Genomic DNA, 26,995 nt, shown 5'->3' with positions numbered 1-26,995 from the left:
GGTTACCGCACCCAACCAGGATTGGGGCCAAAATCAGCCTGAGTTTGGCCCCCGGGCCAGTCCTTCCCAGTTCGTGCCTCAGCTCTTGGGTTTGACCGCATCCATCGCCGCGCGGCTGACCGCCTGGCCCATTTCGCTGGCCTGCTCGGCGAGCGAGCGCATCTGGCCCTGCACATATTCGCTGTGCAGCCGCATCACCTCGGTGAGGTCCTTCGCCTTGAGCAGCGACTGGGCGTAGTCGAGCGACGACTGCACGTTCTTTTCCGCATAGGACAACGCCTTGGCCGACAGGTCCTTGGCGCCGGCGCGCATCGTGGCGTTGCGCTCCTCGATCTTGCCGGCGGTGTCCCTGGCGTTGGTCACGAATTGCTCGAAAGCCTTGCGTGCCTGATCGAAGCTTGCTTCCGCCATCGACCGCATATCCTTGGGGATCTCGAACTTGGGGATCTCGAAATGGTCACGCCCGTTGTCACTCATGGTCGTTCTCCCTCGCTTGGTGATCTGCCCGCCGCTTGGCCTTGCGGGCGCGCGGCAGGAATATCGCGGCACTGCAACCGCAAGTGTGACGCGGTGCCACCAGGCGCCGCAACACGCTGTCGCAGCCACTGCCTCTGCCCCGACAACGCTAAACCGCTGTGGATCGTTCAGCCAAGTTAACGTTATCCCGGCTTTGGCGGGGGCAGTTTGGCCGCGGACATGGACCTGCCGCCCCCCGCTTGCGATACTAACCTTCTGTTAAGGCTGTCGTCCTGCGGCTGCCGGGCCTTCGGCAAAGCTAGGAAGAAAGCCAAACCTATGCGGTCAAATCGTGCGTGATGAGTGACGCGGAATTCCAGATCCAGGCGCTCGGCGATGTCAGGCTGGCGGACCATGCGACGAGCTCCCTGCCGGCATGGCTGTGGTCGGCCGACGGCGCACGGATTCTGTGGGCCAATCCGGCCGGTGCGCAGGTATTCGGTGCCGCTAACGGCACCGAGCTGGCGAAGCGCGTCTTCGGTCCGGCCGATCCGCATCGCCGCCAGGTCGCACGGCTCGGCCCGAGCCTCGGCAGCAACGGCGCGGTGCGGCTGGAGCGGCTGCGCGGCTTCGGCGCGGCGCCCGGCATGCTCGCGACCTGCGGCTGCATCCGCATCGAGCTGCCCGTCGGCAGCCAGGGCATCCTGATCTCGGCGCTCGATGCGACCGGCCGCAGCATGCCGCTTGCCGAGCGCTTGCTGCGCCTGGTGCAGGGATTGCCGCGTCCCGCTGCCGCCTTCACCAGTGACGGACTGTTGATCGCAACCAACGAAGCGGCACGTGCGCTGCCCGGCCTGCACGATCTCGGCGAAGCCGGTCTCGATGCGGCGCGCGACGAGGCGCTGGCGCAGGGCCGCGCTGCGGCGAGCGTTGCGATCGGCCGCGTCGTGCTGCAACGGATCGGCCGCGGCGCCGATCGCGCGCTGATCGCGCTGATCAAGCCGGCGCCGCATGTCGCTGCAAGACCTTCGGCACCGATCGTGCCTCAACCAATTGAGTCCGAGACGGCTGCGCCGACCGCACCTGAAGCGCCGGTATTATCAGCGGTGACGCCGCCGGAGACCGCAGCAACCGAGCCGCCGCCAACGCCGCTCGCCGTCGAACAGCAAGCGGCGCATCTCGAAGCCCCCGTGCAGGCCAGCGACGCGTCGGCCACCTTCACGCTGTTCGACGCACTCAACCCGACGCCGGAAGAAACCGCCGAGCCGATCATCAGCGTGCCTGAATCCGAACACGCAGACGTTGCTCCATCGCTCGCGTCAGAAGTGACGCAGGCAGAAGAAGCTCCCATCGCGGCCGCACCTCTCGACACGACACCCGACGACACTCCGGCGGTCGAGGAGCCGTTGTCGGAGGCGCTGATCGAAGCCCCTGCCGAAGCGCAGGTCGAAGCCGCGACTCTCGACACCACGCCTGACGAAAGCCCAACCGTCGAGGAGCCGCTGTCGGAAGCGCTGATCGAGGCGCCCGCTGAAGCGCAGATCGCAGAGCCTGCAGCGGAGCCTACACCTGTTCTCGAAGAGACCGCGCCTGCGCCGGCCGCGGAAACACCGGCACCGCCGGCTGATCCCGTCCCCTCGCCCTATGCGATCGCAGATCTGCCTGCGCCGCCGCCGGCCACCGACCCCGAGCCCGCGACGTCAGCACCGGCAAAGCCGCCCTCCTGGCTCGACGAGCCGTTGCCGGTGCGGCGGCATCCGCTGCGCTTCATGTGGCAGATGGACCACGAGGCGCGCTTCTCGCTCGGCTCCGACGAATTCACCCGCCTGATCGGCCTGCACACCGCGGCCGGTTTCGGCCGGCTGTGGAGCGACATCGCCGACAGCTTCGGGCTCGATCCCGAGGACCGCGTCATGCAGGCGTTCGCCAGCCACGACACCTGGAGCGGCATCACGCTGCACTGGCCGGTCGACGGCGGCGGCCGGCTGCCGGTCGAACTGTCCGGCCTGCCGGTATTCGACCGCAACCGGAATTTCGCCGGCTATCGCGGCTTTGGTGTGTGTCGCGATCTCGACGGGCTTGCGCGACTCGCCGCGTTGCGACGCTATGAGTTCTTCAGCGGCGCGGTCGCGCCGCAATCGCTGTCGGCCGATGTCGCGCCGGCGCCGCGCACCGCTGCGCCGCCCGGGCCCGCCGCGCCGCATGACGATCCTCCGCCGCATGCGGAGCCGCCGCCCGATACGACCGCAACAGCACCACCCGAGGAATTGACCGAGCCCGTAGCAGAGACTTCACACCAAGCCGATCCGGATCACGCCGTGGACACGCACGAGGACACGCACGAAGTGCGTCACGACCCGCCACCGAATGTGGTGCCGTTCCGCCCGGCCGGCGACGCGCGGCCGCCGTCGCTGACGCCGGTCGAGAACAACGCGTTCAACGAGCTCGCGCGCCAATTGTCGGCCCGGCTCGAAAGCGAGGCCGGCCTCACTGCTGCGACCAACGAGGCCGCCACCGCGGAGCCGGTTGCCGACGAGCCGCACGCGAACGAGTCGCAGCAGGAGCCGGAAGCCGTGCTCCAGCACGAAAAGGCTGCGCAGCAAGAAACCGTCGCGCAACGCGAGACGCCGGCAGAGTCGCCAAAGCCCGGCTGGCTCGCCGCCGCCGAGCCCGCGCCGCGCGCCGACTCCCGACGCGACCGCACGCTGCTCGATCTGTTGCCGGTCGGCATCCTGGTCTACCGGCTCGACCGCCTGCTCTATGCCAACCACGCCTTCCTCGCCCGCATGGGCTATGACAGCCTGCACGCGCTGGAAGCCGCCGGCGGGCTCGACGCGCTCTATGTCGAGCCCGGCGTCTCGCAGGCGAGCAGCACCTCCGGCACCGGCACGCCGGTCACGATCTCGGCCAACCAGAACGCCCAGGCCGAGCAGGTGTCTGCGGAAGCGCGGCTGCACACCATCAGCTGGGACGATGACGCCGCGCTGGCACTGATCTTCTCGCGCACGCTCGACGAGGACACCGTGGTCGCCGCCGCGCTCTCCGATCCCGAACCGGAGGCTGCAGCAGAGCCGCTGCTTGCGCCACCGCCGCCGCAGGCCGGCCACGCCGACGCCGAGGAGCTCGGCGCCATCCTCGACACCGCGGCCGAAGGCATCATCATGTTCGATGCCGAAGGCAACATCCATTCCTGCAACCGCAGTGCGGAAGCGCTGTTCGGCTATGACGGCAGTGAGTTCGTCACGCATAACCTCGCCGATTTGTTCGCGCCGGAGAGCCAGCACGGCATCTTCGACTATCTGGCGAGCGTGAAATCATCCGGCGTCGCCAGCCTGCTCGATCACGGGCGTGAGACGCTCGGCCGCGTCCGCCAGGGCGGCATCATCCCGCTGTCGGTGACGATGGGCCGCACCCGTGCCGACGGACCGAATTTCTTCGCGGTGTTCCGCGACCTCTCGCAAACCAAGAAGAGCGAAAGCGAGGTGCGCGAGGCGCGACGGCTCGCCGAGCGCGCGGCGAACGCCAAGACCGACATGCTGGCGCGGATCAGCCACGAGCTGCGCACACCGCTCAACGCCATCATCGGCTTTGCCGAGGTGATGATCGGCGAGCGCTTCGGCGCGCTCGGCAACGAACGCTATGTCGAATACATGAAGGACATCCGCGCCTCCGGCGAGCGCGTGATCGCGATCGTCAACGATTTGCTCGACCTGTCGCGGATCGAGACCGGCAAGCTCGACCTCGCCTTCACCAGCCAGAACCTCAACGAGATGGTGGAGAGCTGCGTCGCGGTGATGCAGCCGCAGGCCAATCGCGAGCGCATCATCATCCGCACCTCGCTCGCGCATACGCTGCCGCCGGTCGTCGCCGATGCCCGGGCGCTGCGCCAGATCACGCTGAACCTGATCGGCAACTCGATCCATCTCGCCAATGCCGGCGGCCAGGTGATCGTCTCGACCGCGCTGTCGGATTTCGGCGAAGTGATGCTGCGGGTGCGCGACACCGGCCAGAGCCTCAACGACAACGAGGTCGCCGCCGCGCTCGAGCCGTTCCGCGCGCCAACGCCATCCGATCAGGCCGGCTCCGGCGGCGTCAGCCTGTCGCTGACCAAGGCGCTGGTCGAAGCCAATCGCGCCAAATTCCAGATCCGAACCGGCGGCCGCACCGGCACCTTGATCGAGGTGACCTTCGCCCACGCCGCCGCAAGGGCGTGACCCTCGGCGACACGCGAGCGGTCAACAGCTTCCTCGCTTCCGCGTGAGAGACGCACCAGCGGACCTTCCCACCCTCCTCCGCAAGGGAGGAGGGAGCCTCACCGGCGTGCTCGCCTCACGAGAACGGAGCACGATAGCCGAGCCTGCTTGAAGCAAGGATGTCGCGTGCGCGATCGAGGTCGCCATAGGTTGCTAACAGAGGAAGCGATTTGATCGACATGTCCGTGGCTCCAAGCCGCAGCTGCGCGAGCCGAGCCATGCGTTCGAGAACCGCGATCGCGCGCTTTGCCGAGCGCCGATGCATGGCGAGGGCACAAAGCCCCCGCCATCACACGTTGCGCTACTCCGCGCCCGAGCCGCCCTGCACGATCTTCTCGTTCAGCTTCTGATCGACGGTCTCGACCGTGCGGTCGATCTCCGCGCTGGGCGTGCCGAGCTGATGCGAGATCAGCTTCACCAGCAGGTCGACGCGCTCGATGAACGGCGCGCCGGCGGCGACCGCGCGGGCCGCCGAGGACGGCTTGAGCAGGCTTTCCGCCGCCTTGGCATATTTTGCGAACGGCACCTGGTCCGCAGGATCGGCGCCGAGCTTGCGCGCGATGCCGTCGACATGGTCGTAGATCGCCTGCGAGCGGTTGAGATCGCTGTGCACGGCGTCGCGGATCGATTGCGGCTCTGTCGGCGTGATGCAGCGATAATTGCCGGTCAGCAGCATCGACCATTTCGCCAGCGGCACGAACAGCGACGAGAAGACCTTCAGCTTCACCGGCACGTCCTGGCCGTCGAGCGTCACCGCGTCGATGTCGGCTTCGAGCTCGCGCAGCACCTTGTTGTGCTTGTCGTCGGCGAAGGCGGAAGCCTTGAAGTTGGTCGGCAGGCCGACATGGAGCACATTGGCCTTCTCCTCCGGCGGCCGGAAGGCCTGCGGATCAGGCGAGCACAGCGTGACCAGGCCCGGCTCGAAGCGCTCCCACACCTGCGCGTTGGTGTAGGCCTCCTCGAGGTCCATGCCGGCCAGCGCGGGGATCCGCTTCAGATACGGCAGCGGCGGCATGTTCATGATCGACAGGCACGGCAGCTTGGCCGCTGCGATCTTGATCATCAGCACGCGAACCGTGTGGTTGGTGTATTGCGGCTCCTGCATCGCAAGTCCAACCATGTCGTAGCGCGACACGTCGACATCGGCGGGCGTCACGGCGTCGAGCTTGCCGGGCAAGTCGCGCGAGAAGATCGAGCGGTGCTCCTTCTCGTCGCGCAGCTTGATGCGGACCTCGGTGCCTTCGCGATTGATCAGGTCGGCGGTGTTCTTGCGGCACACCAGGGACACGTTGTGCCCGGCCATCAAAAGCTTGGTCCCCAGCAGGGAGCCGTAGGAAGCTCCAAGGATCAGAATGTTGCGCGCCATGCTCTGTTAAGCCCTTCTCTTCAAAATCCTGCCCTGAGGGTGATGCCGGCTGATGCCCGGTCGATCTTGGCCGTCCAGCGCGTCCCCGGTCCGGCGTCCGCCACATCACCCCTCGGACAACACGGTCCGGCTGGTGTATGGTATGCCACCGTCTATCGCAGATCGACAGGCGGCTGCCAAGGGGATTATCTCGGGGATTATCTCGGGGATTATCTCGCCTGCGGACTTTCGTTCCGCGACCAGGAAGGGCATTCGAGCTTGCAAGTCGCCGCCGATCTCACGGACCGGGCTGAAGAAATCCTCGTCTCAGCGTCCCGGCTGTTTGCCCGCCACTCCTATGCCAATGTGACGATGGAGCAGGTTGCGGCGTCGGTCCGGGCGGTGCCGGGCGCGCTGTACCACTATTTTCGCGACAAGGAAGATCTGATCTTCCACTGCTATCTACGGGGCCTCGCAATCTACCGGCACGAGATTGAAGCCGCGGCCGAGCCCGGGATCGACGGGCTCGAGATCGTCAGGCGCTTCGTGCGCGGCCGGCTCAGGCCGGAAGGCCAGCGCATGATCCTGTTCAGCGATATCGATGCGCTGGCTGCGTCCTACAGCAGCGAAGTTCATGCAAGGCGCTGGCAGAACGCTGCACTGCTCGCGGACATTCTCAAGCGCGGCGTCGCCGACGGCTCGATCGCCTGCGACGAACCGCTGCTCGCGGCGGTGGCGCTGATCTCGATCCTGGACTGGGTTCCGTTCTGGCTGTCGGAACGCGATTACTACACGCGGCAACAGGCGATCGATGCGATCGACGACATCATCACCCACGGCGTGTACCGGCGCGAGATCGCCATGCCCGCAATGCCCGAACCGCTCAGCCTTGCACCGTTCCTGGAGTCCCGCGCCGCGTTGAACAAGCGGGCCGCGAAGTTCGACAGGATGCTGTCGATCGCCTCCGACAGCTTCAACCGGCGGGGTGCGTCGGGCACGTCGCTCGAGAGCATCGCGGTCGATGCCGGCATGACCCGCGCCGGCATCTACTATCATTTCAGTGAAAAGGAGAGCCTGCTGCTGGCGTGCCTGCGACGCGGGCTCGCCGGCGAGATCAGCATCCGCGAGCATCTGCAAGCGCACAGCCTTGGCCCATTCGATCACATCGTGCAACGAATCCGCCTGCTGCTGATGCTGCACGACACGCCCTGCGGTCCAAAGGCGACCTACCACAACATCAACTATCTCAACGACGTCGACCGCAAAGCCTATGTCGGCGACGTGCTGGCAACGATCCGGCAGGACCAGAACAGCTATCAGCGCTGGATCGACGAGGGCCGCTTCCGCCGCATCGATACGTATTTCGCAGAACGGATTTTGACCGGAATGGGCCATTGGTATCCGATCTGGTTCAGGACCAGGCGCGACTGGACTCCGATGCAGATCGCCGATCATTTCGCGCGGCTGTTTCTGGCAGGCCTCAAGCCGCGCCGATATCCGGCCTGAACCGCTTCCCCCTTCCCTCTGAAAGGGGGAAGGTCGGGATGGGTCAGCCCCGGGCGATGCTGTATGTTGAGAGAGCCGGTTTAGAGCGAGACAGCGCCGGCGTCAGTTCCAAACAGCGAACCAATACGAACGCCGCCCTCATCCAAAAGTTTACCTGCAATTCAAAACAGCGACCAATTCCCAGCCGATTCCGGCTTCGTATAGCCTATAACATCATGGTACCACCCGCTAAAACTTGACGCAGTATTCAAAGCGAAAGTTGCGAAGGCTCGGCAATTGGGGTTTATGAGACGGCCTCGATCGCTCAGATCAAGAAACACAAGCAAGGGAGAACGCAGGATGCACAGGCTGATCGTTGCCGCCGCGGCAGCGCTGACGGTGTTGGGAGGCGCGGCGTCCGCGCAGGAAAACCTCAAGATCGGCTATATCGATCCGCTCTCCGGCGGCGGCGCCAGCGTTGGCGAAGGCGGCCTGAAGACGTTCCAGTATCTTGCCGACGAATTGAACGCCAAGGGCGGCATCCTCGGCCACAAGGTCGAGATCGTGCCGCTCGACAACAAGACCAATCCGCAGGAAAGCCTGGTGCAGGCGCAGAAGGCGGTCGACGCCGGCGTCCGCTACATCACCCAGGGCAACGGCTCATCGGTCGGTGCCGCGCTGGAAGACTTCGTCACCAAGAACAATTCGCGCAACCCCGGCAAGGAAGTGCTCTACTTCAACTACGCCGCGGTCGATCCGAGCATGACCAACGAGAAGTGCAGCTACTGGCATTTCCGCTGGGATGCGAACTCGGACATCAAGATGGAAGCGCTGACCAACTACATGAAAGGCCAAGCGTCCATCAAGAAGGTCTACCTGATCAACATGGACTATTCGTTCGGCCAGTCGGTGCGATCAACGGCGCGCAAGATGCTGGGCGAAAAGCGGCCCGATATCCAGATCGTCGGCGACGAGTTGCACCCGATGCTCAAGGTCACCGACTTCTCGCCCTACATCGCCAAGATCAAGGCGTCGGGCGCCGACACCGTCGTGACCGGCAATTGGGGCCAGGACTTCGCGCTGCTCTTGAAGGCTGCGGCCGACGCCGGCCTGAAGGTCAACTGGTACACCTATTATGCCGGCGGCGCCGGCGGACCGACCGCGATCAAGCAGACCGGCCTCGAGAACCAGGTGTTCCAGATCAGCGAAGGCGTGCCGAACTCCGGCAACAAGGCGGCGATGGATTTCGAGAAGGACTTCCGCGCCAAGACCGGCATTTCCGTGTGGTATCCGCGCGCCGTCAACGAGATGCGGATGTTCAAGGCGGCCGCCGAGAAGGCCAACTCGATCGATCCGGTGAAGGTCGCGGCGGCGCTCGAAGGCCTGAAGTTCGAGGTGTTCGACGGCGGCGAGGGCTTCATGCGCAAGGACGACCACCAGTTCTTCCAGCCGATCTACATTTCTTCGTTCGGCTCGCTCGCCGACAAGGCCAAGGAGCCGTACGACGAGGAAAACACCGGCTGGGGCTGGCACATCGTCTCCAAGATCGACACCGAGCAGACGATGCTCCCGACCACCTGCAACATGAAGCGGCCCTGATCGGCCGCCTCTCTCTTCATTCCGGGGCGATGCGAAGCATCGAACCACAGATGCGCAATTGCGCATCGGGGAATCTCGAGATTCCGGGTTCGATGCTTTCGCATCGCCCCGGAATGACGGTGAACTCCCTTTCCTTCGACAGGTCTTTGATCACGTGAACCGTTCCCAGTCTCAAACGGGTGCGCCATGGCTGAATTGATCGTCATCTCGACGCTCAACGGCGTCTTGTTCGGGATGCTGCTGTTCCTGCTGTCCAGCGGGCTCACCGTCATCTTCAGCATGATGGGTGTGCTCAACTTCGCGCATGCCAGCTTCTATATGCTCGGCGCGTTCTTCGGTTATCAGCTCACCCGCTGGATCGGATTCTGGCCGGCGCTGGTGATCGCGCCGCTCCTGGTCGGCGCGGTCGGCATGGCGGTCGAGCGCTACGGCCTGCGCAACACCCACAAGCACGGCCATGTCGCCGAGCTGCTGCTGACCTTCGGTTTGGCGTTCGCGATCGAAGAGATCGTCTCGATGATCTGGGGCAAAAGCCCGGTCGATTATCGCGTTCCGGCGGTGCTCGATTTTCCGGCCTTCACGGTGTTCTCGACCAATTATCCCGCCTACAAGATCTTCATGCTGGTGGTCTCGGTCGTGATCTTCATCGCGCTGCTGGTGACGCTGAAGCGGACCCGGGTCGGCCTCATCGTGCAGGCCGCATTGACCCATCCGAGCATGGTCGGCCATCTCGGCCACAATGTCGGCCGCGTCTTCATGCTGGTGTTCGGCGTCGGCAGCGCGCTGGCCGGCCTTGCCGGCGTGATCGCCGGTCCGTCGCTGGTGACGCAGTCCGACATGGCCGCGCTGCTCGGCCCGATCCTGTTCGTCGTCATCGTGTTCGGCGGCCTCGGCTCGCTGCCCGGCGCCTTCATCGCTTCGCTGCTGATCGGGCTGATCCAGACCTTTGCGGTCGCGCTGAACGGTTCGCTCGCCAGCGTGTTCGGCCCGCTCGATCCGAGCCTCGGCTCCACGCCGCTCACCGACATCTGGAACGTGACGATCGCGCAGATCGCGCCGATCCTGCCCTATCTGCTGCTGGTGCTGGTGCTGATCTTCCGCCCGATGGGCCTGTTGGGGACGCGTGAGTCATGACGAACGCTGCCACGCCCGTCTCCGCCGTGACCAAACAGGAATCCGGCGGCGCCCTCGGCTTCTACGGCGTCTGGTTGCTCGCTGCGGTCGCGCTCGTCGTGCTGCCGCTGGTGTTCTCCTCCGGCGGCTCGCTGACCTCGTTCAGCCTGATCGGCATCGCGATCATCTTCGCGCTGTCCTACAACATCCTGCTCGGCCAGACCGGCCTGTTGTCGTTCGGCCACGCCGTGCAATACGGCCTCGGCGGTTTCCTTGCCGTGCACGTCATGAACGCGGTCTCGAGCCATAACTGGCCGATCCCGCTGCCGGTGATCCCGCTGGTCGGCGGCATCGGCGGCATGGCGTTCGCGTTGCTGGTCGGCTGGGTCATGACCAAGCGCGCCGGCACGGTGTTTGCGATGATCTCGCTCGGCATCGGCGAACTGGTCGCCTCGTCGTCGCTGATCCTGCGCAGCGTGTTCGGCGGCGAATCCGGCATCACTACCGATCGCACCGGGCTGATGCCGCTGTTCGGCTGGACCTTCGGGCCGCAGATCCAGGTCTATTATCTGATCGCGTTCTGGGTGATGGTCTCGGCGATCGCGATGTATGCGCTGACCCGCACGCCGCTCGGCCGCATCTGCAACGCGGTGCGCGACAATCCGGAGCGCGTCGAGTTCATCGGCTACGATCCGCATGTGGTGCGCTATCTCGCCTACATGTTCGCCGGCTTCTTCGCCGGCATCGCCGGCGGGCTGACTGCGATCAATTTCGAGATCGCCAACTCCGCCTATCTCGGCGCGACGCAGTCGGGCCTGGTGCTGTTTTCCGCCTTCATCGGCGGCACCGCCTACTTCTTCGGCCCGATCCTGGGTGCCATCCTGGTGACCTATCTGCAACTCGGGCTGACCAGCGTCACCTCGGTCTGGCAGCTCTATTTCGGCATCATCTTCATCGGCATCGTGATGTTCGCGCCGGGCGGCATCGCCGGCATCCTGATGAAGCACCGTCCGCTGATCCGCGCGGGCACGCTCGGCACCGTGATCCCGTCCTATCTGGTCGCGGCAATCCCGACGCTCGCGTTTGCGCTCGGCATCATCCTGACCATCGAAACCGTGGCACGCTTCTCGGGCGGCGACCCGATCAACCTGCTCGGCATTCCCTTCGTCGCCAGCGCACCGACGACCTGGGCGGCCGCGGCGGTTCTCTTGGTCGGCGGCTTCCTGGCCGCAAGCCTCACCTGGCGGCGCGTTGCGGAGGCCTGGGATCGCGCCGCGACGGTGGCCCGTGATCGGGGGTATCTCGCATGACCGCTGCCATTCACGTCAACGCCGTCGAGAAGAGTTTCGGCAATGTCCGCATCATCCGCGACCTCAACCTGAGCGTCGCCAAGGGCGAGCGTCATGCCATCATCGGCCCGAACGGCGCCGGCAAGTCGACGACGTTCAACCTGATCTCCGGCCACATCAAGCCGACCTCGGGCGAGATCCGCCTGAACGGCGAAGTGACCTCGGGCTTGCGGCCATTCGAGATCAACCGGCGCGGGCTGTCGCGCTCGTTCCAGGTCACCAACGTGTTCGCCCGCATGACGGTGTGGGAGAACGTCCGCTGCGCCGTGCTGTGGGCGACCGGGCACCGCTACGCGTTCTGGAAGAACGTTGACGATCTGCCCGAGGTGAAGCAGCGCACCGCGCAGATTCTCGACGACATCCATCTCAGCCATCGCCGCGACGTGCCGGCGGGCCTTTTGACTTATGCCGAGCAGCGCGAGCTCGAGATCGGCATCACCATCGCCGGCGGCGCCAGCGTCATCATGCTGGACGAGCCGACCGCGGGCATGAGCCACGCCGAGACCGAGCGCGCCGTCGCGCTGATCCGCCGCCTCACCGAGGGACGCACGCTCGTCATCGTCGAGCACGACATGAGCGTGGTGTTCGGCCTCGCCGACCGCATCTCGGTCTTGGTCTACGGCCACATCATCGCCTCCGGCACCCCTGAGGAGATCCGCGGCAATCCGAAGGTCAAGGAAGCCTATCTCGGCGAGGAGGTCGACTGATGCTCGAGGTCAGGAATCTTCACGCCTATTACGGCAAGAGCCACATCCTGCAGGGCGTCGATCTCGACATCGCCGCCGGCGAGGTGGTGAGCCTGCTCGGCCGCAACGGCGTCGGCCGCTCCACCACTGTCAAGGCGATCATGGGCGAGGTGCCGCCGCAGGGCACCATCCGCTTCAAGGGCCAGGACATCGTCGGCCTCCCGAGCCACAAGATCGCCCGCCTCGGGCTCGGCTATGTGCCGGAGCACCGCGACATCTTCCCGGGGCTGACGGTGCGCCAGAACCTGATCCTCGGCATCAAGGACCCGCGCCGCCCGGGCAAGTGGCGGCTGCAGGAGATGCTCGACATGTTCCCCAATCTCGCCGCGCGCGCCGACACGCCGGCCGGCGTACTGTCGGGCGGCGAGAAGCAGATGCTGACCACCTGCCGCACATTACTCGGCGACCCCGATCTGATGATGATCGACGAACCGACCGAAGGACTTGCGCCCTTGATCGTGCAGCAGGTCGGCGAACTGATCGCACGGATCGCCAAGGCCGGCGTCGCCATCCTGCTGGTCGAGCAGAAGCTCTCGATCGCGATGAAGATCTCGAACCGCGTCTACATCATGGGCCACGGCCGCGTCGTGTTCGAAGGCACGCCCGAGCAGCTGAAGAACAACGCCGCTATTCGCGAGGAATGGCTGGAAGTGTGAAGCGGGAGCGGCCTCGTCATTGCGAGGAGCGTAGCGACGAAGCAATCCATGCTTCGTCACGGACGGAGCGATGGATTGTTTCGCTCGCAATGACGGGGAGGTATCGCAGCTCACACGGGTCGGCATGATTTACCCCGGCCGGATCAACGCCACCACATCCCCCGCGCGCAGCGTCTGGCCGGGCTTCACCGGCACCGACGCGATGCGGCCCGCGGCGGGCGAGAGCACCGAGATTTCCATTTTCATGGACTCGATGATGGCGAGCACGTCGCCGGCCGCGACCTCGGCGCCCTGCTCGACCAGGACCTTCCAGATGTTGCCGGGCACTTCCGAGAACGCGCCGATCTGGCCATCGGGAATGCCGGTCGCGGCGACGCTGGCGTCGATCGGCTCTACCGGCGCCTCGTCGAGCTTCATCTCGCGCCAGCGCTGGCGCTCGGCGTCGAATGCGGCCTGCTGGGTCGCCTTGAACGCGGCGATCGAGGGCTGCGTCGCGGCCAACTGCTTCGCATAGTCGGCGTAGGAGAACTCGCCCTGCTCGATCCTGATGTCGTATTGCCCGTGCGGGAACGCGGCGCGCGCGTCGAGTAATTCATCGGCATCGACCGGGAAGAAGCGGATCTTGTCGAAGAACCGCAGCAGCCAGGGATGGCCGGGTTCGAACACCCGCGTGGTGCGCCAGGTGTTCCAGACCTGGATGGTGCGGCCGAACAGCTGATAGCCGCCCGGCCCTTCCATGCCGTAGATGCACATATAGGCGCCGCCGATTCCGACCGCGTTCTCCGGCGTCCAGGTCCGCGCCGGATTGTATTTGGTGGTCACCAGCCGATGCCGCGGATCGAGCGGGGTCGCGACCGGCGCGCCGAGATAGACGTCGCCGAGACCGAGCACGAAATAGTCGGCATCGAACACGATGCGGCGGACGTCATCCTCGCTGCCGAGCCCGTTGATGCGCCGGATGAACTCGACATTCGACGGACACCACGGCGCATCCGCGCGCACCAGCTCCTGATATTTGCGCATCGCGAGCTCGGATTCCGGATCGCGCCATGACAGCGGCAGATGCACGGTTCGGCTCGGCACCCGCATCGCATCGACCGGCGGCAGTTCGCGCTCGATCTTGCGCAACAGGTCGAGCAGCTTGCCACGCGACAGCGCGCTGCCGTCATAATGGATCTGCAACGAGCGGATGCCGGGCGTCAGATCGATCAGGCCGCCGAGCCTGGCCTCCTCCAGTGCCTGCGCCAGCACATGCACGCGCAGCCGCAGCGCGACGTCGAGCTCCATCGGTCCGTATTCGACCAGCAGATTGTCGTCGCCGGCGCGGCGATACACCACCGGGATCGGACCGTCATCGTTGCGGCCGACGATCGCCGATCCGAGCTCGGGCGCACGCAGCACCGTGGGACCGGCAACCGGATCGTCACGCGTCACCGGCACAAAGCGCACGGTGTCGCCGGGCCGGAGCTGGCCGACCTTCCAGAGCTCGTCGCGCGCGACGACTGCCGGACAGACGAAGCCGCCGAGGCTCGGTCCGTCCGGCCCGAGGATGATCGGCATGTCGCCGGTGAAATCGATCGAGCCGACCGCATAGGCGTTGTCATGGATGTTCGACGGATGCAGCCCGGCCTCGCCGCCGTCGGCCCGCGCCCAGTGCGGCTTCGGCCCGATCAGCCGGACGCCGGTGCGGGCGCTGTTGAAGTGCACCTCGTAATCAGACGCGAACAGCGTCTCGATGTCGTCCTCGAGGAAGAAGTCCGGCGCGCCATGCGGGCCGTAGACCACGCCGATCTGCCACGCCGACGTGAGTTCTGGCCGCTCGTCTTGCGTGGCCGGCCGCGGCGTCGCAAGGTCAGGCCTCTCCGCGCCGATATGCAAGACATCACCGGCCTTCAGCGAGCCCGTCGCGTGGCCGCCGAAGGCGCCGAGCGCAAACACGGCGCGTGAGCCGAGAATCTGCGGCGCGTCGATGCCGCCACGAACGGCGAGATAGCTGCGCTGACCCGGGCCCTTGATGCTGCCGATCGCAAGCGTCTGCCCCGCGCGGACCGCGATCGGTTCGTCATAGGCCACATCGGCGCCATCCATCGACGCCTTCATCCGCGCGCCCGACAGCGCGACGATCGCATCGGTGTTGAAACGCAGGGTCGGCCCGTTGACCGTCAGCTCCAGCGCAGTCGTGGTTTCCGGATTGCCGACCACGCGATTGGCGAGGCGGAACGAGCGTTCGTCCATCGGGCCGCTCGGCGGCACGCCGACATGCCAGAGATGCAGCCGGCCGGGCAACTCCTGCACCCCGCTCTGCGCACCGGGCGCAACCACATCGATGGTGTGCGGCCGATACGCAAAGGCGCCGAGCACGCTGGTCGCGACCTGCCCGCTGCGGAACACGTCCGATGCCGCGATCGCACGCAGATAGTCGAGATTGGTCTCGATGCCGGCGACGACCGTGTCATCCAGCGCGTGCGTCAGCTTTGCGATCGCGGCCTCGCGGGTCTCGGCTGACACGATGATCTTGGCCAGCATCGGATCGTAGAACGGCGACACCTCGGTGCCGGTCTCGATCCAGCCGTCGATCCGCGCATCGCCCGAGAAAGCGACCCGCGTCAAGCGGCCCGCGCTCGGCCGAAAGCCGGCGCCCGGATTCTCGGCATAGAGCCGCACCTCGATCGCCGCGCCCTTTGGCGTGAGCGTGCCGGCCTGGCCCAGCACATCCTCGCCGGCGGCCTGGCGGATCATCCATTCGACCAGGTCGACACCGGTGACCTGCTCGGTGACGGGATGCTCGACCTGAAGGCGGGTGTTGACCTCGAGAAAGTAGAAATCCTCGCGCTCGACGTCGTAGATGAACTCCACGGTGCCGGCGGATTCGTAAGACACCGCCTTGCCGAGCGACACCGCGGCCGCGTGCAGCCGCCGCCTGATCTCCGCGGACAGCCCCGGCGCGGGGGTCTCCTCAAAGACCTTCTGGTTGCGCCGCTGCAGCGAGCAATCGCGCTCGCCGAGCGCGACCACATCGCCCCTGCCATTGCCGAAGATCTGCACCTCGATATGGCGCGCCTGGGCGACGAAGCGCTCGAGATAGACCCGTGCATCGCCGAAGCTCGCCCGCGCCGTGCGCTGCACGGATTCGAAGCGCTCCCGCAGCGTCGCCATGTCGTGGCAGAGCTGCATGCCGATGCCGCCGCCGCCCGCCGTGCTCTTCAGCATCACCGGAAAGCCGATCCGCTCAGCCTCGCGCACCGCCTCGTCGATGGTCTCCAGCAGCCTTGAGCCCGGCAACAGCGGCACCCCGCTGCGCTCGGCGATCTCGCGTGCCCGGTGCTTGAGGCCGAAGGCGTCAAGATGTTCGGGCCGCGGCCCGATGAAGGTGATGCCGTGCTCGGCCAGCCGCTCGGCAAAGCGGCGGTTCTCCGACAGGAAGCCATAGCCGGGGTGAACCGCCTGCGCGCCGGTGGCAAGGCACGCCGCCATGATGGCATCGACGTTGAGATAGCTCTCGGCCGCCGGCGCCGGGCCGATCCGCACCGCCTCGTCGGCATCGAGCACCGGCCGGGTGAAGCGGTCGGCGTCGGAATAGACCGCGACCGAGCCGATGCCCATATGACGCAATGTTCTGCCGATCCGCCCGGCGATCTCGCCGCGGTTGGCAATCAGGACCTTGCTGAACATGCCTCACGCCTCCGGCTCGAATATCGTGACCTGAACCGGCGTCGGGAAGAAGCCGTTGCAGGGATTGTTGATCTGCGGGCAGTTCGAGATCAGGCACAGCACGTCCATCTCGGCGACCAGCTCGATCGCGTCGCCCGGCTTGGAGACGCCGTCGACCACGGTGAAATTGCCGGCGGGATCGATCGGCACGTTCATGAAGAAGTTCAAATTCGGCACGATGTCGCGCTTCGACAGGCCGTATTTCGCGGCTTCGATCACAAAGTTTTCGCGACAGGCGTGCTGGTACCGGGTCTGGTGCCCGAACCGCACGGTGTTGCTCTCGCAGGAGCAGGCGCCCGCCGAGGTGTCGTGCAGGCCGCAACTGTCTGCCGTCACGCGCAGCATCACGCGGCCTTCATTCGACATGATCCTGGTGCCGAGCCCGACATAGGCCGAGCCTTGCGCGCGCAGCGTATCCTGGCCGCTGTAGCGCTCACCGAAATCATCGGCGCGATAGAACAGCGTATCCACCGCCTGCTGGCCGTGGGTATCGGTGATGCGCAGCGTCTGGCCCTTGCGGATGATCGCCGACCACGGCTTGCGCGCGGGAATTTCGACATCGAGCATGATGCGGCCGGTCGGAACGGATTGCGTGGTCATCGCACGGCTCCTTCGCTGGTCTCGCCGAAATACAGCGCGTTGTTCTCGAAGGCGCGGATCGCCTCGGCCGTCGCCGTCCGGCACAGATCGTCGGCAGCCGGCGCACCCGCGCGGCAGCGCACGATCTCCACACTCGCTTGCGGATAGGCCGTGGCCGGATCAAGCGGATGCGGGCAGTTCGACAACGCGATCAGCAGATTCATTTCGGCGCGCAGATCGACGAAGTCGCCTTTCTCGCGCCGTCCCTCGGACCAGACGAATTTTCCGTCCGCATCGATCGCGACCGGGGCGAAGAAGCTGACGCAGGGATGGACGTCGCGGCGATCGAGCCCGAGCTTCATCGCGGCGAGGACGAAGTTGTCACGCGTGTTGCGGAAATTGCCGTCGCCGTACTTCGCCTGGTTGGTCGCGGCAGTCGAACCGCCGACCACGGCATCATGCGCGGCACTGGTGTCCTCGGTGATGGCGAGCAGTACGCGCCCCATGTCCGACAGCAGCACGCGCCCTTTCTGCAGCCGCGCCGCCCATTGCACTTTGATGGTGTCGGCGTGGTTGAGCCGCTCGGTGGTGTCGGCGGCGTTCCAGGCGAGCAGGCTGACGGTCGATATCCCCTGTGGGTTGACGATGCGCAGCGTATCGCCGCGGTTCAGCCGCGTGGTCCAGTACCAGCCCGCCGGAATCGCCTCGCGGTGGATGATCGCATCTGTGGCGATCGGTGCGGCATCGCGCGCGGTCGGCGCCGGGAGCGCCCGCGGCGCGTGCTCCTGCCCGGCCGATTTCAGCTCGTTGTAGCGTCGCGTATGCGCCGCGACCTCAGCCTTCTGTTCCGCTGTGAGGATCATGGTTGCTCCTTCAAGACGAGAGCGCCGGGCCGTCCCGGCTGGTGCTCCTTGTCTGACCGGGTCGTCCCGGCCGGAGCTGGTTGAACCGACGACCGCAGCTCGGCGCTGCGGCGCGGGAAGATCTCGAGGTCGCGCGACACCGTGGCGCCGTAGCGATCGCGCTCCTCGGGCCGGTTGCGCGACCGCTCCAGCGCGATCACCCGTGTCGCGAGCCCGAATGCTTCGCTGAGATCATGCGTGACCATCATGACGGTCAGATGGGTCTCGTTCCACAGCCGCTTCATCAACAGGTGGATGTCGGCGCGGATGCCCGGGTCGAGCGCGCCGAATGGCTCGTCAAGCAGCAGGATCTTCGGCTCGCGCATGATCGCCTGCGCCAGCGCGAGGCGCTGCTGCATGCCGCCGGACAGTGAAGACGGATATTTGTTTTCCTGACCGGCGAGCCCGACTTCGGCCAAAAGCTTCATCGATTCATCCATGGCGGCGCGCCGTGCGGCGCCGAACAGCCGAACCGCGAACTTGGCATCGCGCAGCTCGCGGCCGAGCATCACGTTCTGCAGCACGGTCAGATGCGGAAACACCGAGTAGCGCTGGAACACCACGCCGCGGTCGGCATCCGGCTCGGCGGGCAACGGCTTGCCGTCGACCAAAATCCGGCCGCGGCTCGGCTGCTCCTCACCGAGCAGCATGCGGAGCAGCGTGGTCTTGCCGCAACCGGACGGGCCGACCAGCGCGATGAACGCGCGCGGCTCGACCTCCATCGTGATGCGCTCGAGCACGATGTGATCGCCATATTCCTTCCAGACGTCGTCGAACCGGATCGCGCTCATTCCGCCCTCATCGAGGCAAACCAGGGAAACGCCTTGCGTTGCAGGACGCGCAGCCCGACATCGATCAGGAACGCCAGCAGCGTGATCCAGACGACGTAGGGAATGATCACGTCCATCGCGAGATAGCGGCGCACCAGGAATATCCGGTAGCCGAGCCCGGAATCGGAGGCGATCGCCTCGGCCGCGATCAGGAACAGCCACGCCGGGCCGAGTTGCAGGCGCAGCACGTCGATCAGCCGCGGCAGGGTTTGCGGCATCGCGACCCGCAGCGCGATCTGCCAGGTCGAGGCGCCGAGCGTCTGCGCCTTGACGATCTGCTCGCGCGGCAGCTCCTGCACCTTCATGGCGAGGTCGCGGATCATGCAGGGCAATGTCCCGATCACAATCAGCGCGATCTTGGAGTTTTCTCCCAACCCCATCACGATGAACAGGATCGGCAACAGCGCCAGCGGCGGCACCATCGAGGTGACCGACACGAACGGCCCAAGCAGGGCATTGGCGCCCGGCAACAGCCCGATCACGATACCGAGCACCAGTGCCGCCACCGTCGAGATCGCCAACGCCGACCCCAGCCGCCCGAGGCTCGCGACCGTGTCGGAGGCCATCAGATAGCTGCCGGTGCGGGGATCGACCTCGAAGGCCATCTGCTTGACCGCCTGCACCATGCTCGGCAGCGCCGGCAGCAGCTTGTCGTTCGGGTTTTGCGCGAGCCGCGCGCTGGAGCCGGCGAAGTAGGCGATTGCGACCAGGAGGAACGGCAGCGCGAGTAGATAGAAGCGCGTCTGCCGTCCCGGCCGTATGTTCACAAGTCGCATCGTCGGCTCCTGCGTGAGGTCGGCGTTGTGCGCGTCAGAGCTTGCCCTAGAGCTTTCCCTTGGCGGCTTCGTCCATGTAGGTCGGGTCGAAGCGCAGCTTGATGTTCGACTTGTCACCCAGCACCGACTTGTCGGCGAGCTCGATGCCGACCGCGTCGGCCGACTTTGCGCCCTTGCCGAGCAGATCCTTCTCGAACAGGAACTTGCGCACCCGATCCATCGTCGTGCCGACCGTCTTGCTGCGGGTGAAGGCTTCGGCGTCGGTGGCCCTGTCGAACAGCTTGGTGGTCGAGAGCTGGCTGTCGAAGCCGGCGAGATCGGTGCCGGAGGCCTTGGCCATCGCTTCCTTGGCGGTCTTGGCGGCGGGATCGTTCGCGGTCATCTTGGACAGCGTCTCGTACCAGATGCCGACCAGCGCCTTGGCGAAATCCGGATTGTCCTTGGCGACCGCGGTGTTCACCACCATCAGGTCCATGATCTCGCCGGGGATCTGCGAGGAATCGAACACCTTCTTGGCGTCCGGCGAGCCGAGGATCTCGGTCACGATCGGATTCCAGGTCACGACCGCATTGACGTCAGGCGTCTTGTAGGCCGCCGCGATATCGGCATCCGAGGTGTTGACGACCTTGACGTCCTTCTCGCTCAGCTTGCTGCTCTCCAGCGCGCGCGCCAGCAGATAATGCGACACCGAGAACTCGACCAGATTGACGGTCTGGCCCTTGATCGCGGCGAGGTCGGATTTGTTCTTCAGGATCACGGCATCATTGCCGTTGGAGAAGTCGCCCATCACGACCGCGGTGGTGTCGACACCGCCGGCTGCGGGAATCGAGAGCGCATCCATGTTGGTGATGGTGACGGCGTCATAGCCGCCGGCGGTGTACTGGTTGATCGATTCGACGTAGTCGTTGAACTGCTTGACTTCGATCGTGATGCCGTATTTGTCGGCCCATTTCTTGACGATGCCGGTGTCGGCCGCATAACCCCACGGCATCCACCCGACATAGATCGACCAGGCGACCTTGAAGCTTTTCTTCGGCGCGGCGTCGGCCGCAGGCGCCGTCGCGAGCACGATCGCGCAGCCGATGACAACAGAGCGAAGGAAGAAAGAGAACTTGTTCATTGCCGATCCCTCTTGCGAAATTTCACAAAAAGGGACTGGCGAAAAGACCATCGCTCCGCCAATCCCTTGGCTAACGAGGTCTCCCGGGCTTTTATCCCGCCGTGCACCTGCGGGGATGTCTCCCCCGCAAGCGGCTGCTCTCGGACCAGCATCTTGCCTGGCAAGATCGGAACCCTAGCGGCCAACTCGACGCCCTTGATGCACGAGCCGTGCCACGGTGGCGGTGTTTGAATCTCATGAGATTTTTCGGCGCGCGCGGTCCAGCCGCGCGGCCGTTCTGCTTAAAAACTGCGCAAGTCTGCTCAGAATTGGCTCTGTCATTTCGTCGTCGACACCAACAGGATCGCGTCATGGCTGACGCCGAGGGAGATGTTCGATGGGCAAGCTTTTGAGCCTTTTGTTCGCAAGCTTCTGGCGCGGACTGCACGGCCGGTTCGGCCTGGTGCCGCACCGCGATGCGCGAGGCCCGAGCGCCTAACCTGAGGCGCCGCTCCGGCTCCGCGTTGGCAATCAGCCGACGGTCCCGAGCTTGCGCATGATGCTGAGCTTGATGTTCTCGATATGCGCCTCGACGGCGGCGCGAACCGCGGCGGCATCCCTGGCGCGCAGCGCGGCGATGATCGCCAGATGCTCGTTGTGAACCGGGACGAAGCGCTCCGGCAGCCGGCTGAGGTTGAACATCTGGGTCTTCAGCCTGAGATCGCGGATCAAGGCCGCCAGCACCGCATTTCCGCTGTTGTCGGCGACCAGCTCGTGGAAGCGGCCGTCGAGCTCGCGGTTCTCCGGCGACTGCGGATCGCCGCGCTCGCGCAGCTGCACGATCCTGGCCTGTAGCTCATCGAGCTCGGCCGGCGGAATGCGTTCGATCGACTGCACCGCCGCCTCGGCCTCGAGCACCCGCCGCACCTGCAGGATCTCGATGAACTCGCGCAACGAGAATTCCTTGACCACCAGGCTGTTGCCGGGCGCACGCGTGACCAGCCCTTCGGTCTCGAGCCGGTAGAGCGCCTCGCGGATCGGCGTGCGCGAGATGTCGAGGAACTCGGCGAGCCGGCGCTCCTGCATCACCGTTCCGGCCGGCAGCTCGCGCTTCACCAAGAGATCGAGGATGCGCTCATACGCCAGCTGGCTCAGGCTCTTTTCGGTCGGGGCGAGCAGAAGGGAGACATCGGGTGCGGCTTGCGACCGGTTGGTCGCCTTGCCCGCTGCATTCGGCCTGCGCGGCATGTCCTGATCTTCCCTCGGATGACTTCTGCGGCGACATTCCGGTTGGCCGGAATGCCGCCTCAATGCGGACGACGATCGATCAATTGATCTCGCTGCGAATCGGCTCCGCGGGGTGCGGATCAAATCCGATCAATTCGGTCGTGAGCTTGGCATAGGTACCGTCGGCGATCATGTCTGCCAAGGCCTTGTTCACAGCCCTGGTCAGGTTGGGCTTGCCCTTCTGAATCGCCAGCCCCTTCTGGATCTGGCTCAGCGTGCCTTCGCCGGTCACCAGCGGCAGCTTCTTGGCCTTGATCGCATAGTTGGCGGCAACGGCATCGGTGATCACGGCATCGAGGTTGTCGTTGACGAGATCCTGCACCGCGTCGACCTCCGCTTTGTAGCTCTTCAGTGTCGCACCGTTCTGCTCGGCGATCTTGCCGAAGGTCGAGGCCGCGACGGCGCCCACATTCTTGCCCTTCAAATCGGCGCCGGTCCGGATCCCGGTGTCCTTGCGGGTGAGGATCGTGGCGCCTGAAGCAAGCCAGCCGTCGGCAAAGGTCACCTGCTTCTGGCGGGCTGGAGTGATGTCCATCGACACGCTGGTCATGTCGAACTGACCGGCGAGAAGGCCGACCAGCGCGGCGTCGAACTGCGTGATGACGGGCGTGTATTCGAGGCCAAGGCGGCGCGCGATCTCCTTGCCGACCCGGATCTCCAAGCCATCGAGCTCGCCGTCCGGCCTGCGCATCGAAAACGGAGCAAAGGTGCCCTGGGTCGCGACCTGCAGCTTGCCGGGCTGCAGCAGTTCGAGGTCGGACGCAACGGCGGGAACGGAGAACGTCAACCCGGCACCGAGCGCTAGATAGGCAAACTGCCGTCGCGAGATCATCAGTCGTGTCCTTTCATGGATGGAGGCGTTCACATTCGTCATGGGACGTTTCGGTCAATAGCGCAGCGCGTAGCTGCGCTCGAGCCATTGTGCGAGTCTCGACAGCAACGTCGTCATGACCAGATAGATGAAGGCGCTGGCGATGTAGAAGTCGAACGGACGGAACGTGCTGGCGATCAGCAATTGCGAGTAGAGCGTCAGCTCGACCACCGTGATGGTGGATAGCAGCGAGGTGTTCTTCAGCGCCGAGATCGCCTCATTGGTGAGGGACGGCAGGATGATGCGGAACACCTGCGGCAGGATGATCCGGTGCATGGCTCCCGCGCGGCTCATGCCGAGCGCGAGTGCCGATTCCATCTGTCCCCTGGGGATCGCGGTGAGGCCGGAGCGGATGGTCTCGGCGACATAGGCGCCGCTGGAAACGCCGAGCGCGAGCGTGCCGGCGACGAACGGCGACAGTTTCAGGCCGAGCTGAGGGAAGCCGAAATAGACGATGAAGACCTGCACCAGGGTGGGCGTGCCGCGGATGAACCAGACGTAGAAATCCGCCGCCCCGCGCACGACCTTCAAGCGCGACTGCTTGCCGAGCGCGGCGATCAGGCCACAGATCCAGCTGACCAGGATGATCAGCACGGTCAGCGCCAGCACGATCCCTGCGGCCTTGCCGAAGCCGGGAAGATAGATCGCGAAATCGACGGCCCAGTCGTGAATCCTGGTCAGGAACATCGGCGTGTCCAATCAAGCGATGCGATAGCGGTCATGCGGCGAAGTCCTGGTGCAGCACGCGCTTGAGGAACTGGCGCAGGCGGTCGCTGCTGGGATTAGCGAGGACGTCGCGCGGCGCGCCCTCTTCGGCGATCACTCCCTGGTCGAAGAACACCACCCGTGACGACACATCGCGCGCGAACGCGATCTCATGGGTCACGAGCAGCATCGTCATGCCCTCGGCCGCGAGCGATCCCATCAGCTCCAGCACCTCGCCGACGAGCTCGGGATCGAGCGCGGAAGTCACCTCGTCGAACAGCATGACCGCCGGCTTCATCGCCAGTGCCCGCACGATCGCAACGCGCTGCTGCTGGCCGCCGGACAGTTTGGACGGATAGGCGTTGCGCTTCTCATAGAGCCCGATCCGGCGCAGCAACGTCTCGGCGTGCTCGGTCGCCTCCTTGCGCGGCACCTTCTTGACCCGGACCGGGGCCTCGATGACGTTTTCCAGCACCGTCATGTGCGGCCACAGATTGTAGCTCTGAAACACCATGCCGATCTGGGCACGCAATTCGCGCAGCTGCTGCGGCGTCGGTTGGCGTCGTGCACCCTCGGCGTAATCGAAGGCGAAACTGCCGAAGTCCATGAAGCCTTCGTCCGGAAGCTCCATCAAATTGACGCAGCGCAGGAACGTGCTCTTGCCGGAGCCGCTGGCACCGATGATCGAGATCACCTCCCCGGCCCTGACGTCCAGCGACACGCCTTTCAGCACCTCGTTCGCATCGAAGCGCTTGCGGATGTCCTTCAGCTTCAGGATCGGCGCAGCGCCCGGCATCGCGGTCACATTAATCCTCCCGACGAACGACATGATCGTCTCGACGCACCGACTTTGCCGCCGGCGTTGGATCCGGACTTTTCAGCTATTGAAACGTCCGGCGCATTTAAGCTAATGGTATACCATTGGAGTGCCAATGGCATTTTTTAGGCTGCCTATGCACAGGAATTAAGCATGGCCGAGACCTCGAAGACCTGCCTGATCGTCCAGCCGATTCATCAGGCCGGGCTGAACGTCCTGACACAGGGCGGCCTCGTGCTGCATCAGCTTGCGCGATCCGACCCGCAATCGCTGATCCGCGCGGCAGCGGATTGCGTCGCCGTCGTGACCCGAAGCGCAGGCTTTCCGGCCGCCGCGATCGAGGCCGCGCCGGCGCTGCGCGTGATCGGCTCGCATGGCGTCGGCGTCGACGCGATCGACGTCGCGCGTGCGACCGCGCGCGGTATCGTCGTCGTCAACGCCCCGAACAGCAATGTGCGCTCGGTGGCCGAACACGCCATTGCGCTGATCTTCGCGCTCGCCAAGTCGATCGTCAGCGCTGACCGCGCCGTGCGTGACAACGATCACGGCTTCAAATATCGCGCGCGGCTGACCGAGCTGGACGGACTGACGCTCGGCATTGTCGGCTTCGGCAATATCGGTCGCCAGACCGCTTCGCTTGCCAAAGCGCTCGGACTGCGGGTGATCGCGCATTCGCTGGAAACCGCGCCGGAGATCTATGCGGCTGCCGCCGTCGCGCCCGTCGCCGCGCTGCGCGACCTGCTGGCGCAATCCGACATCGTCTCGCTGCATCTGCCGCTCACGCCGTCCACCCGCGGGTTGATCGGCGCGGCCGAGTTGGCGGCGATGCGGCCGGGCGCCCTCCTCGTCAATACCGGCCGCGGCGGAGTGATCGATGAAGCCGCACTGCTCGACGCACTCGATGCCAACAGGCTCGGCGGCGCCGGGCTCGATGTCTTTGCGCGCGAGGAGATGCCGAAGGATCATCCGCTGTTGCGGCACGATCGCGTCATCCTGACCCCGCATATCGCAGGCTCGACGGAGGCAAGCCTGGCGCGGACCGCTGAGGATGTCGCGCGCGGCGTTCTTGCGGTGCTGGCGGACGAGCGGCCGCGCTTCCTCGTTAATCCGCTGGTCTGGCCGCAGCGTCGCGGAGCGCGCCCATGACCGCTCAGCGGATGCTGCACGCCGATCGCGCGCTCGCAATTCGCCTGTTCGATCGGTTGGCGGAGCAAAGCCACGACGACCCCGGCGTCACCCGCGACGCCTATGGCGCCGGCGAACAGCGCGCGCACGACCTGGTCAGCCAACACGCCGCCGAGCTCGGGCTGTCCCGTGCCGTCGATGCCGCCGGCAATCTGCTGCTCACGCTTGCGGGCACCGATCCGGACCTGCCGGCCTGGGTGGTCGGCTCTCATCTCGACTCGGTGCCGCACGGCGGCAATTTCGACGGTGCCGCCGGCGTCATCGCCGGCCTTGCCGCGGTCGCAGGACTTAGACGGAGCGGACTGCGGCCGCGACGCAGCGTCATCGTCGTCGCGACGCGCGCCGAGGAGAGCAACTGGTTTCCCGCCTCCTATATCGGCGGCCGCTCGCTGCTCGGCCTGCTGCCTGCCGATGTGCTCGATCTGCCGCGCTCCGACACCGGGCGGGCGCTGCGCGACCACATGCGCGATCTCGGCTTCGCGCCGGAACGGGTCGCAAGGGGCGAGCATCTGCTCAAGCCGGCGCAGATCCACGGCTTCGTCGAGACGCATATCGAGCAGGGCCCGACGCTCGAGGCCGCGAAGCTGCCGCTCGGCCTCGTCACCGGCATCACCGGCAGCTTCCGCTACCGCAAGGCGCGCTGCCTCGGCAGCTACGGCCATTCAGGTGCGGTGCCCCGCCAGCATCGCCACGACGCCGTGTTTGCGGTCTCGGATCTCATTCAGTCGCTCGATCGGCTCTGGGACGATCTCGAGGCCGCGGGCCGCCCTGCCACCATCACGTTCGGCGAGGTCTTCACCGATGCCTCCCAGCACGGCTTCAGCAAGGTGCCGGGCGAACTGAATTTCTGCCTCGACGCGCGCAGCGTCGACCGCGAGCTGGTGGAGCACATCCACGACCGAACGATCGCTTTCGTCGCCGAGATCGAGACCAGGCGCGGCGTCCGTTTCGAGCTCGGCGAGCGCACCGGTAGCCAGCCGGCGGTGATGAGCGCGGACCTGCTGCGACAGCTCGGCCGCCTCGCCGATCGTCTCGAGATCGCCCATCTGACGATGCCGAGCGGCGCGGGGCATGACGCCGCGGTGTTTGCCAATGCGGGCATTCCCAGCGTCATGCTGTTCGTGCGCAATCAGAACGGCAGCCACAATCCGCACGAGGCGATGCGGATCGAGGACTTCCAGGCCGCCGCGACTTTGCTCGCCCACCTCGTGCTGGAGTGAGGAAGCGGTGA

General features: G+C 65.6%; 22 protein-coding genes and 1 riboswitch. Of the genes, 9 read left to right on the top strand and 13 right to left on the bottom strand.

The window, feature by feature from the left end:
* Nucleotides 1–78: 78 nt before the first annotated feature.
* A complete protein-coding gene (locus ACVW17_RS13570; RefSeq protein WP_456752360.1) occupies nucleotides 79–477 on the bottom strand; it encodes a phasin family protein in 399 nt (132 codons plus the stop codon).
* 338 nt (nucleotides 478–815) lie between these two features.
* On the opposite strand from ACVW17_RS13570, the gene ACVW17_RS13565 reads away from it, so the two are divergent.
* Entirely contained in the window at nucleotides 816–4,670 is a 3,855-nt protein-coding gene (locus tag ACVW17_RS13565; RefSeq protein ID WP_456752359.1) for a PAS domain-containing protein, read from the top strand.
* A gap of 340 nt (nucleotides 4,671–5,010) precedes the next feature.
* Here ACVW17_RS13565 and ACVW17_RS13560 read toward each other — a convergent pair whose 3' ends face one another.
* Entirely contained in the window at nucleotides 5,011–6,075 is a 1,065-nt protein-coding gene (locus tag ACVW17_RS13560; RefSeq protein WP_456752358.1) for a ketopantoate reductase family protein, read from the bottom strand.
* Between the two features lie 258 nt (nucleotides 6,076–6,333).
* Here ACVW17_RS13560 and ACVW17_RS13555 point away from each other — a divergent pair, with 258 nt between their 5' ends.
* Together ACVW17_RS13555 and ACVW17_RS13550 are read left to right on the top strand one after the other, a co-directional pair.
* Entirely contained in the window at nucleotides 6,334–7,560 is a 1,227-nt protein-coding gene (locus tag ACVW17_RS13555) for a TetR/AcrR family transcriptional regulator (RefSeq protein WP_456752357.1), read from the top strand.
* 339 nt (nucleotides 7,561–7,899) lie between these two features.
* Nucleotides 7,900–9,138, top strand: a complete 1,239-nt coding sequence (locus ACVW17_RS13550) for a branched-chain amino acid ABC transporter substrate-binding protein (protein WP_456752356.1) — start codon at nucleotides 7,900–7,902, stop codon at nucleotides 9,136–9,138.
* 16 nt (nucleotides 9,139–9,154) lie between these two features.
* Here the strand turns inward: ACVW17_RS13550 and ACVW17_RS13545 are convergent, their stop codons facing one another.
* Nucleotides 9,155–9,292 carry a hypothetical protein gene (locus ACVW17_RS13545; RefSeq protein WP_456752355.1) on the bottom strand — a complete coding sequence of 46 codons (138 nt, stop codon included), beginning with the start codon at nucleotides 9,290–9,292 and terminating at the stop codon, nucleotides 9,155–9,157.
* Nucleotides 9,293–9,324: 32 nt separating this feature from the next.
* Between ACVW17_RS13545 and ACVW17_RS13540 the strand changes: the two genes are divergently transcribed.
* From ACVW17_RS13540 to ACVW17_RS13525, 4 genes are read left to right on the top strand one after another with little or no spacing between them, the layout of a single operon-like run.
* Nucleotides 9,325–10,272: a branched-chain amino acid ABC transporter permease gene (locus ACVW17_RS13540; RefSeq protein ID WP_456752354.1), complete on the top strand. Its 948-nt coding sequence runs from the start codon at nucleotides 9,325–9,327 to the stop codon at nucleotides 10,270–10,272.
* Nucleotides 10,269–11,561, top strand: a complete 1,293-nt coding sequence (locus tag ACVW17_RS13535; RefSeq protein WP_456752353.1) for a branched-chain amino acid ABC transporter permease — start codon at nucleotides 10,269–10,271, stop codon at nucleotides 11,559–11,561. The genes ACVW17_RS13540 and ACVW17_RS13535 overlap by 4 nt, the downstream gene beginning before the upstream one ends.
* Nucleotides 11,558–12,307: an ABC transporter ATP-binding protein gene (locus tag ACVW17_RS13530; RefSeq protein WP_456752352.1), complete on the top strand. Its 750-nt coding sequence runs from the start codon at nucleotides 11,558–11,560 to the stop codon at nucleotides 12,305–12,307. Before ACVW17_RS13535 ends, ACVW17_RS13530 begins: the two co-directional genes overlap by 4 nt.
* Complete coding sequence (locus ACVW17_RS13525; RefSeq protein WP_456752351.1) at nucleotides 12,307–13,002, top strand: ABC transporter ATP-binding protein; 696 nt, start codon at nucleotides 12,307–12,309, stop codon at nucleotides 13,000–13,002. The genes ACVW17_RS13530 and ACVW17_RS13525 overlap by 1 nt, the downstream gene beginning before the upstream one ends.
* Nucleotides 13,003–13,131: 129 nt before the next feature.
* Here ACVW17_RS13525 and uca read toward each other — a convergent pair whose 3' ends face one another.
* From uca to ACVW17_RS13475, 10 genes are all read right to left on the bottom strand, one after another.
* Complete coding sequence (uca, locus tag ACVW17_RS13520) at nucleotides 13,132–16,674, bottom strand: urea carboxylase (RefSeq protein WP_456752350.1); 3,543 nt, start codon at nucleotides 16,672–16,674, stop codon at nucleotides 13,132–13,134.
* A gap of 3 nt (nucleotides 16,675–16,677) precedes the next feature.
* Nucleotides 16,678–17,313: an urea amidolyase associated protein UAAP2 gene (locus ACVW17_RS13515; RefSeq protein ID WP_456752349.1), complete on the bottom strand. Its 636-nt coding sequence runs from the start codon at nucleotides 17,311–17,313 to the stop codon at nucleotides 16,678–16,680.
* The gene (locus ACVW17_RS13510) at nucleotides 17,310–18,155 is read right to left on the bottom strand and encodes an urea amidolyase associated protein UAAP1 (protein WP_456752348.1); all 846 of its coding nucleotides are present in this window, start codon (nucleotides 18,153–18,155) and stop codon (nucleotides 17,310–17,312) included. The genes ACVW17_RS13515 and ACVW17_RS13510 overlap by 4 nt, the downstream gene beginning before the upstream one ends.
* On the bottom strand, nucleotides 18,152–18,985 hold the full coding sequence (locus ACVW17_RS13505) for an ABC transporter ATP-binding protein (RefSeq protein ID WP_456797200.1): 834 nt from the start codon (nucleotides 18,983–18,985) through the stop codon (nucleotides 18,152–18,154). Before ACVW17_RS13505 ends, ACVW17_RS13510 begins: the two co-directional genes overlap by 4 nt.
* On the bottom strand, nucleotides 18,982–19,800 hold the full coding sequence (locus ACVW17_RS13500; RefSeq protein ID WP_456752346.1) for an ABC transporter permease: 819 nt from the start codon (nucleotides 19,798–19,800) through the stop codon (nucleotides 18,982–18,984). Before ACVW17_RS13500 ends, ACVW17_RS13505 begins: the two co-directional genes overlap by 4 nt.
* A 46-nt stretch (nucleotides 19,801–19,846) precedes the next feature.
* Entirely contained in the window at nucleotides 19,847–20,920 is a 1,074-nt protein-coding gene (locus tag ACVW17_RS13495) for a putative urea ABC transporter substrate-binding protein (protein ID WP_456752345.1), read from the bottom strand.
* Between the two features lie 78 nt (nucleotides 20,921–20,998).
* Nucleotides 20,999–21,109, bottom strand: a riboswitch (guanidine-I (ykkC/yxkD leader).
* 321 nt (nucleotides 21,110–21,430) lie between these two features.
* Nucleotides 21,431–22,147, bottom strand: a complete 717-nt coding sequence (locus ACVW17_RS13490) for a GntR family transcriptional regulator (protein ID WP_456752344.1) — start codon at nucleotides 22,145–22,147, stop codon at nucleotides 21,431–21,433.
* A gap of 79 nt (nucleotides 22,148–22,226) precedes the next feature.
* Nucleotides 22,227–23,018, bottom strand: coding sequence for a transporter substrate-binding domain-containing protein (locus ACVW17_RS13485; protein WP_456752343.1), 792 nt, complete (start codon nucleotides 23,016–23,018; stop codon nucleotides 22,227–22,229).
* Between the two features lie 54 nt (nucleotides 23,019–23,072).
* A complete protein-coding gene (locus ACVW17_RS13480) occupies nucleotides 23,073–23,744 on the bottom strand; it encodes an amino acid ABC transporter permease (protein WP_456752342.1) in 672 nt (223 codons plus the stop codon).
* A gap of 31 nt (nucleotides 23,745–23,775) precedes the next feature.
* Nucleotides 23,776–24,558, bottom strand: a complete 783-nt coding sequence (locus ACVW17_RS13475) for an amino acid ABC transporter ATP-binding protein (RefSeq protein ID WP_456756417.1) — start codon at nucleotides 24,556–24,558, stop codon at nucleotides 23,776–23,778.
* A gap of 174 nt (nucleotides 24,559–24,732) precedes the next feature.
* On the opposite strand from ACVW17_RS13475, the gene ACVW17_RS13470 reads away from it, so the two are divergent.
* On the top strand, nucleotides 24,733–25,725 hold the full coding sequence (locus ACVW17_RS13470; protein WP_456752341.1) for a hydroxyacid dehydrogenase: 993 nt from the start codon (nucleotides 24,733–24,735) through the stop codon (nucleotides 25,723–25,725).
* Nucleotides 25,722–26,984 (top strand): Zn-dependent hydrolase, encoded by a 1,263-nt coding sequence (locus ACVW17_RS13465; RefSeq protein ID WP_456752340.1) that lies wholly within the window; start codon nucleotides 25,722–25,724, stop codon nucleotides 26,982–26,984. The genes ACVW17_RS13470 and ACVW17_RS13465 overlap by 4 nt, the downstream gene beginning before the upstream one ends.
* Nucleotides 26,985–26,995 lie beyond the last annotated feature (11 nt).

This window comes from Bradyrhizobium sp. USDA 4473 (genome assembly GCF_054063335.1).
Note: the sequence above shows the minus strand (reverse complement) of the source record. Positions and strands in the feature narration are given on the sequence as shown.

Bases quoted from the DNA above. Each gene is read 5' to 3' on its own strand.
- ACVW17_RS13570 (WP_456752360.1), bottom strand. From the start codon at position 477: ATGAGTGACAACGGGCGTGACCATTTCGAGATCCCCAAGTTCGAGATC.
- ACVW17_RS13565 (WP_456752359.1), top strand. From the start codon at position 816: ATGAGTGACGCGGAATTCCAGATCCAGGCGCTCGGCGATGTCAGGCTG.
- ACVW17_RS13560 (WP_456752358.1), bottom strand. From the start codon at position 6,075: ATGGCGCGCAACATTCTGATCCTTGGAGCTTCCTACGGCTCCCTGCTG.
- ACVW17_RS13550 (WP_456752356.1), top strand. From the start codon at position 7,900: ATGCACAGGCTGATCGTTGCCGCCGCGGCAGCGCTGACGGTGTTGGGA.
- ACVW17_RS13540 (WP_456752354.1), top strand. From the start codon at position 9,325: ATGGCTGAATTGATCGTCATCTCGACGCTCAACGGCGTCTTGTTCGGG.
- ACVW17_RS13535 (WP_456752353.1), top strand. From the start codon at position 10,269: ATGACGAACGCTGCCACGCCCGTCTCCGCCGTGACCAAACAGGAATCC.
- ACVW17_RS13530 (WP_456752352.1), top strand. From the start codon at position 11,558: ATGACCGCTGCCATTCACGTCAACGCCGTCGAGAAGAGTTTCGGCAAT.
- ACVW17_RS13525 (WP_456752351.1), top strand. From the start codon at position 12,307: ATGCTCGAGGTCAGGAATCTTCACGCCTATTACGGCAAGAGCCACATC.
- uca (WP_456752350.1), bottom strand. From the start codon at position 16,674: ATGTTCAGCAAGGTCCTGATTGCCAACCGCGGCGAGATCGCCGGGCGG.
- ACVW17_RS13515 (WP_456752349.1), bottom strand. From the start codon at position 17,313: ATGACCACGCAATCCGTTCCGACCGGCCGCATCATGCTCGATGTCGAA.
- ACVW17_RS13510 (WP_456752348.1), bottom strand. From the start codon at position 18,155: ATGATCCTCACAGCGGAACAGAAGGCTGAGGTCGCGGCGCATACGCGA.
- ACVW17_RS13505 (WP_456797200.1), bottom strand. From the start codon at position 18,985: ATGAGCGCGATCCGGTTCGACGACGTCTGGAAGGAATATGGCGATCAC.
- ACVW17_RS13500 (WP_456752346.1), bottom strand. From the start codon at position 19,800: ATGCGACTTGTGAACATACGGCCGGGACGGCAGACGCGCTTCTATCTA.
- ACVW17_RS13495 (WP_456752345.1), bottom strand. From the start codon at position 20,920: ATGAACAAGTTCTCTTTCTTCCTTCGCTCTGTTGTCATCGGCTGCGCG.
- ACVW17_RS13490 (WP_456752344.1), bottom strand. From the start codon at position 22,147: ATGCCGCGCAGGCCGAATGCAGCGGGCAAGGCGACCAACCGGTCGCAA.
- ACVW17_RS13485 (WP_456752343.1), bottom strand. From the start codon at position 23,018: ATGATCTCGCGACGGCAGTTTGCCTATCTAGCGCTCGGTGCCGGGTTG.
- ACVW17_RS13480 (WP_456752342.1), bottom strand. From the start codon at position 23,744: ATGTTCCTGACCAGGATTCACGACTGGGCCGTCGATTTCGCGATCTAT.
- ACVW17_RS13475 (WP_456756417.1), bottom strand. From the start codon at position 24,558: ATGCCGGGCGCTGCGCCGATCCTGAAGCTGAAGGACATCCGCAAGCGC.
- ACVW17_RS13470 (WP_456752341.1), top strand. From the start codon at position 24,733: ATGGCCGAGACCTCGAAGACCTGCCTGATCGTCCAGCCGATTCATCAG.
- ACVW17_RS13465 (WP_456752340.1), top strand. From the start codon at position 25,722: ATGACCGCTCAGCGGATGCTGCACGCCGATCGCGCGCTCGCAATTCGC.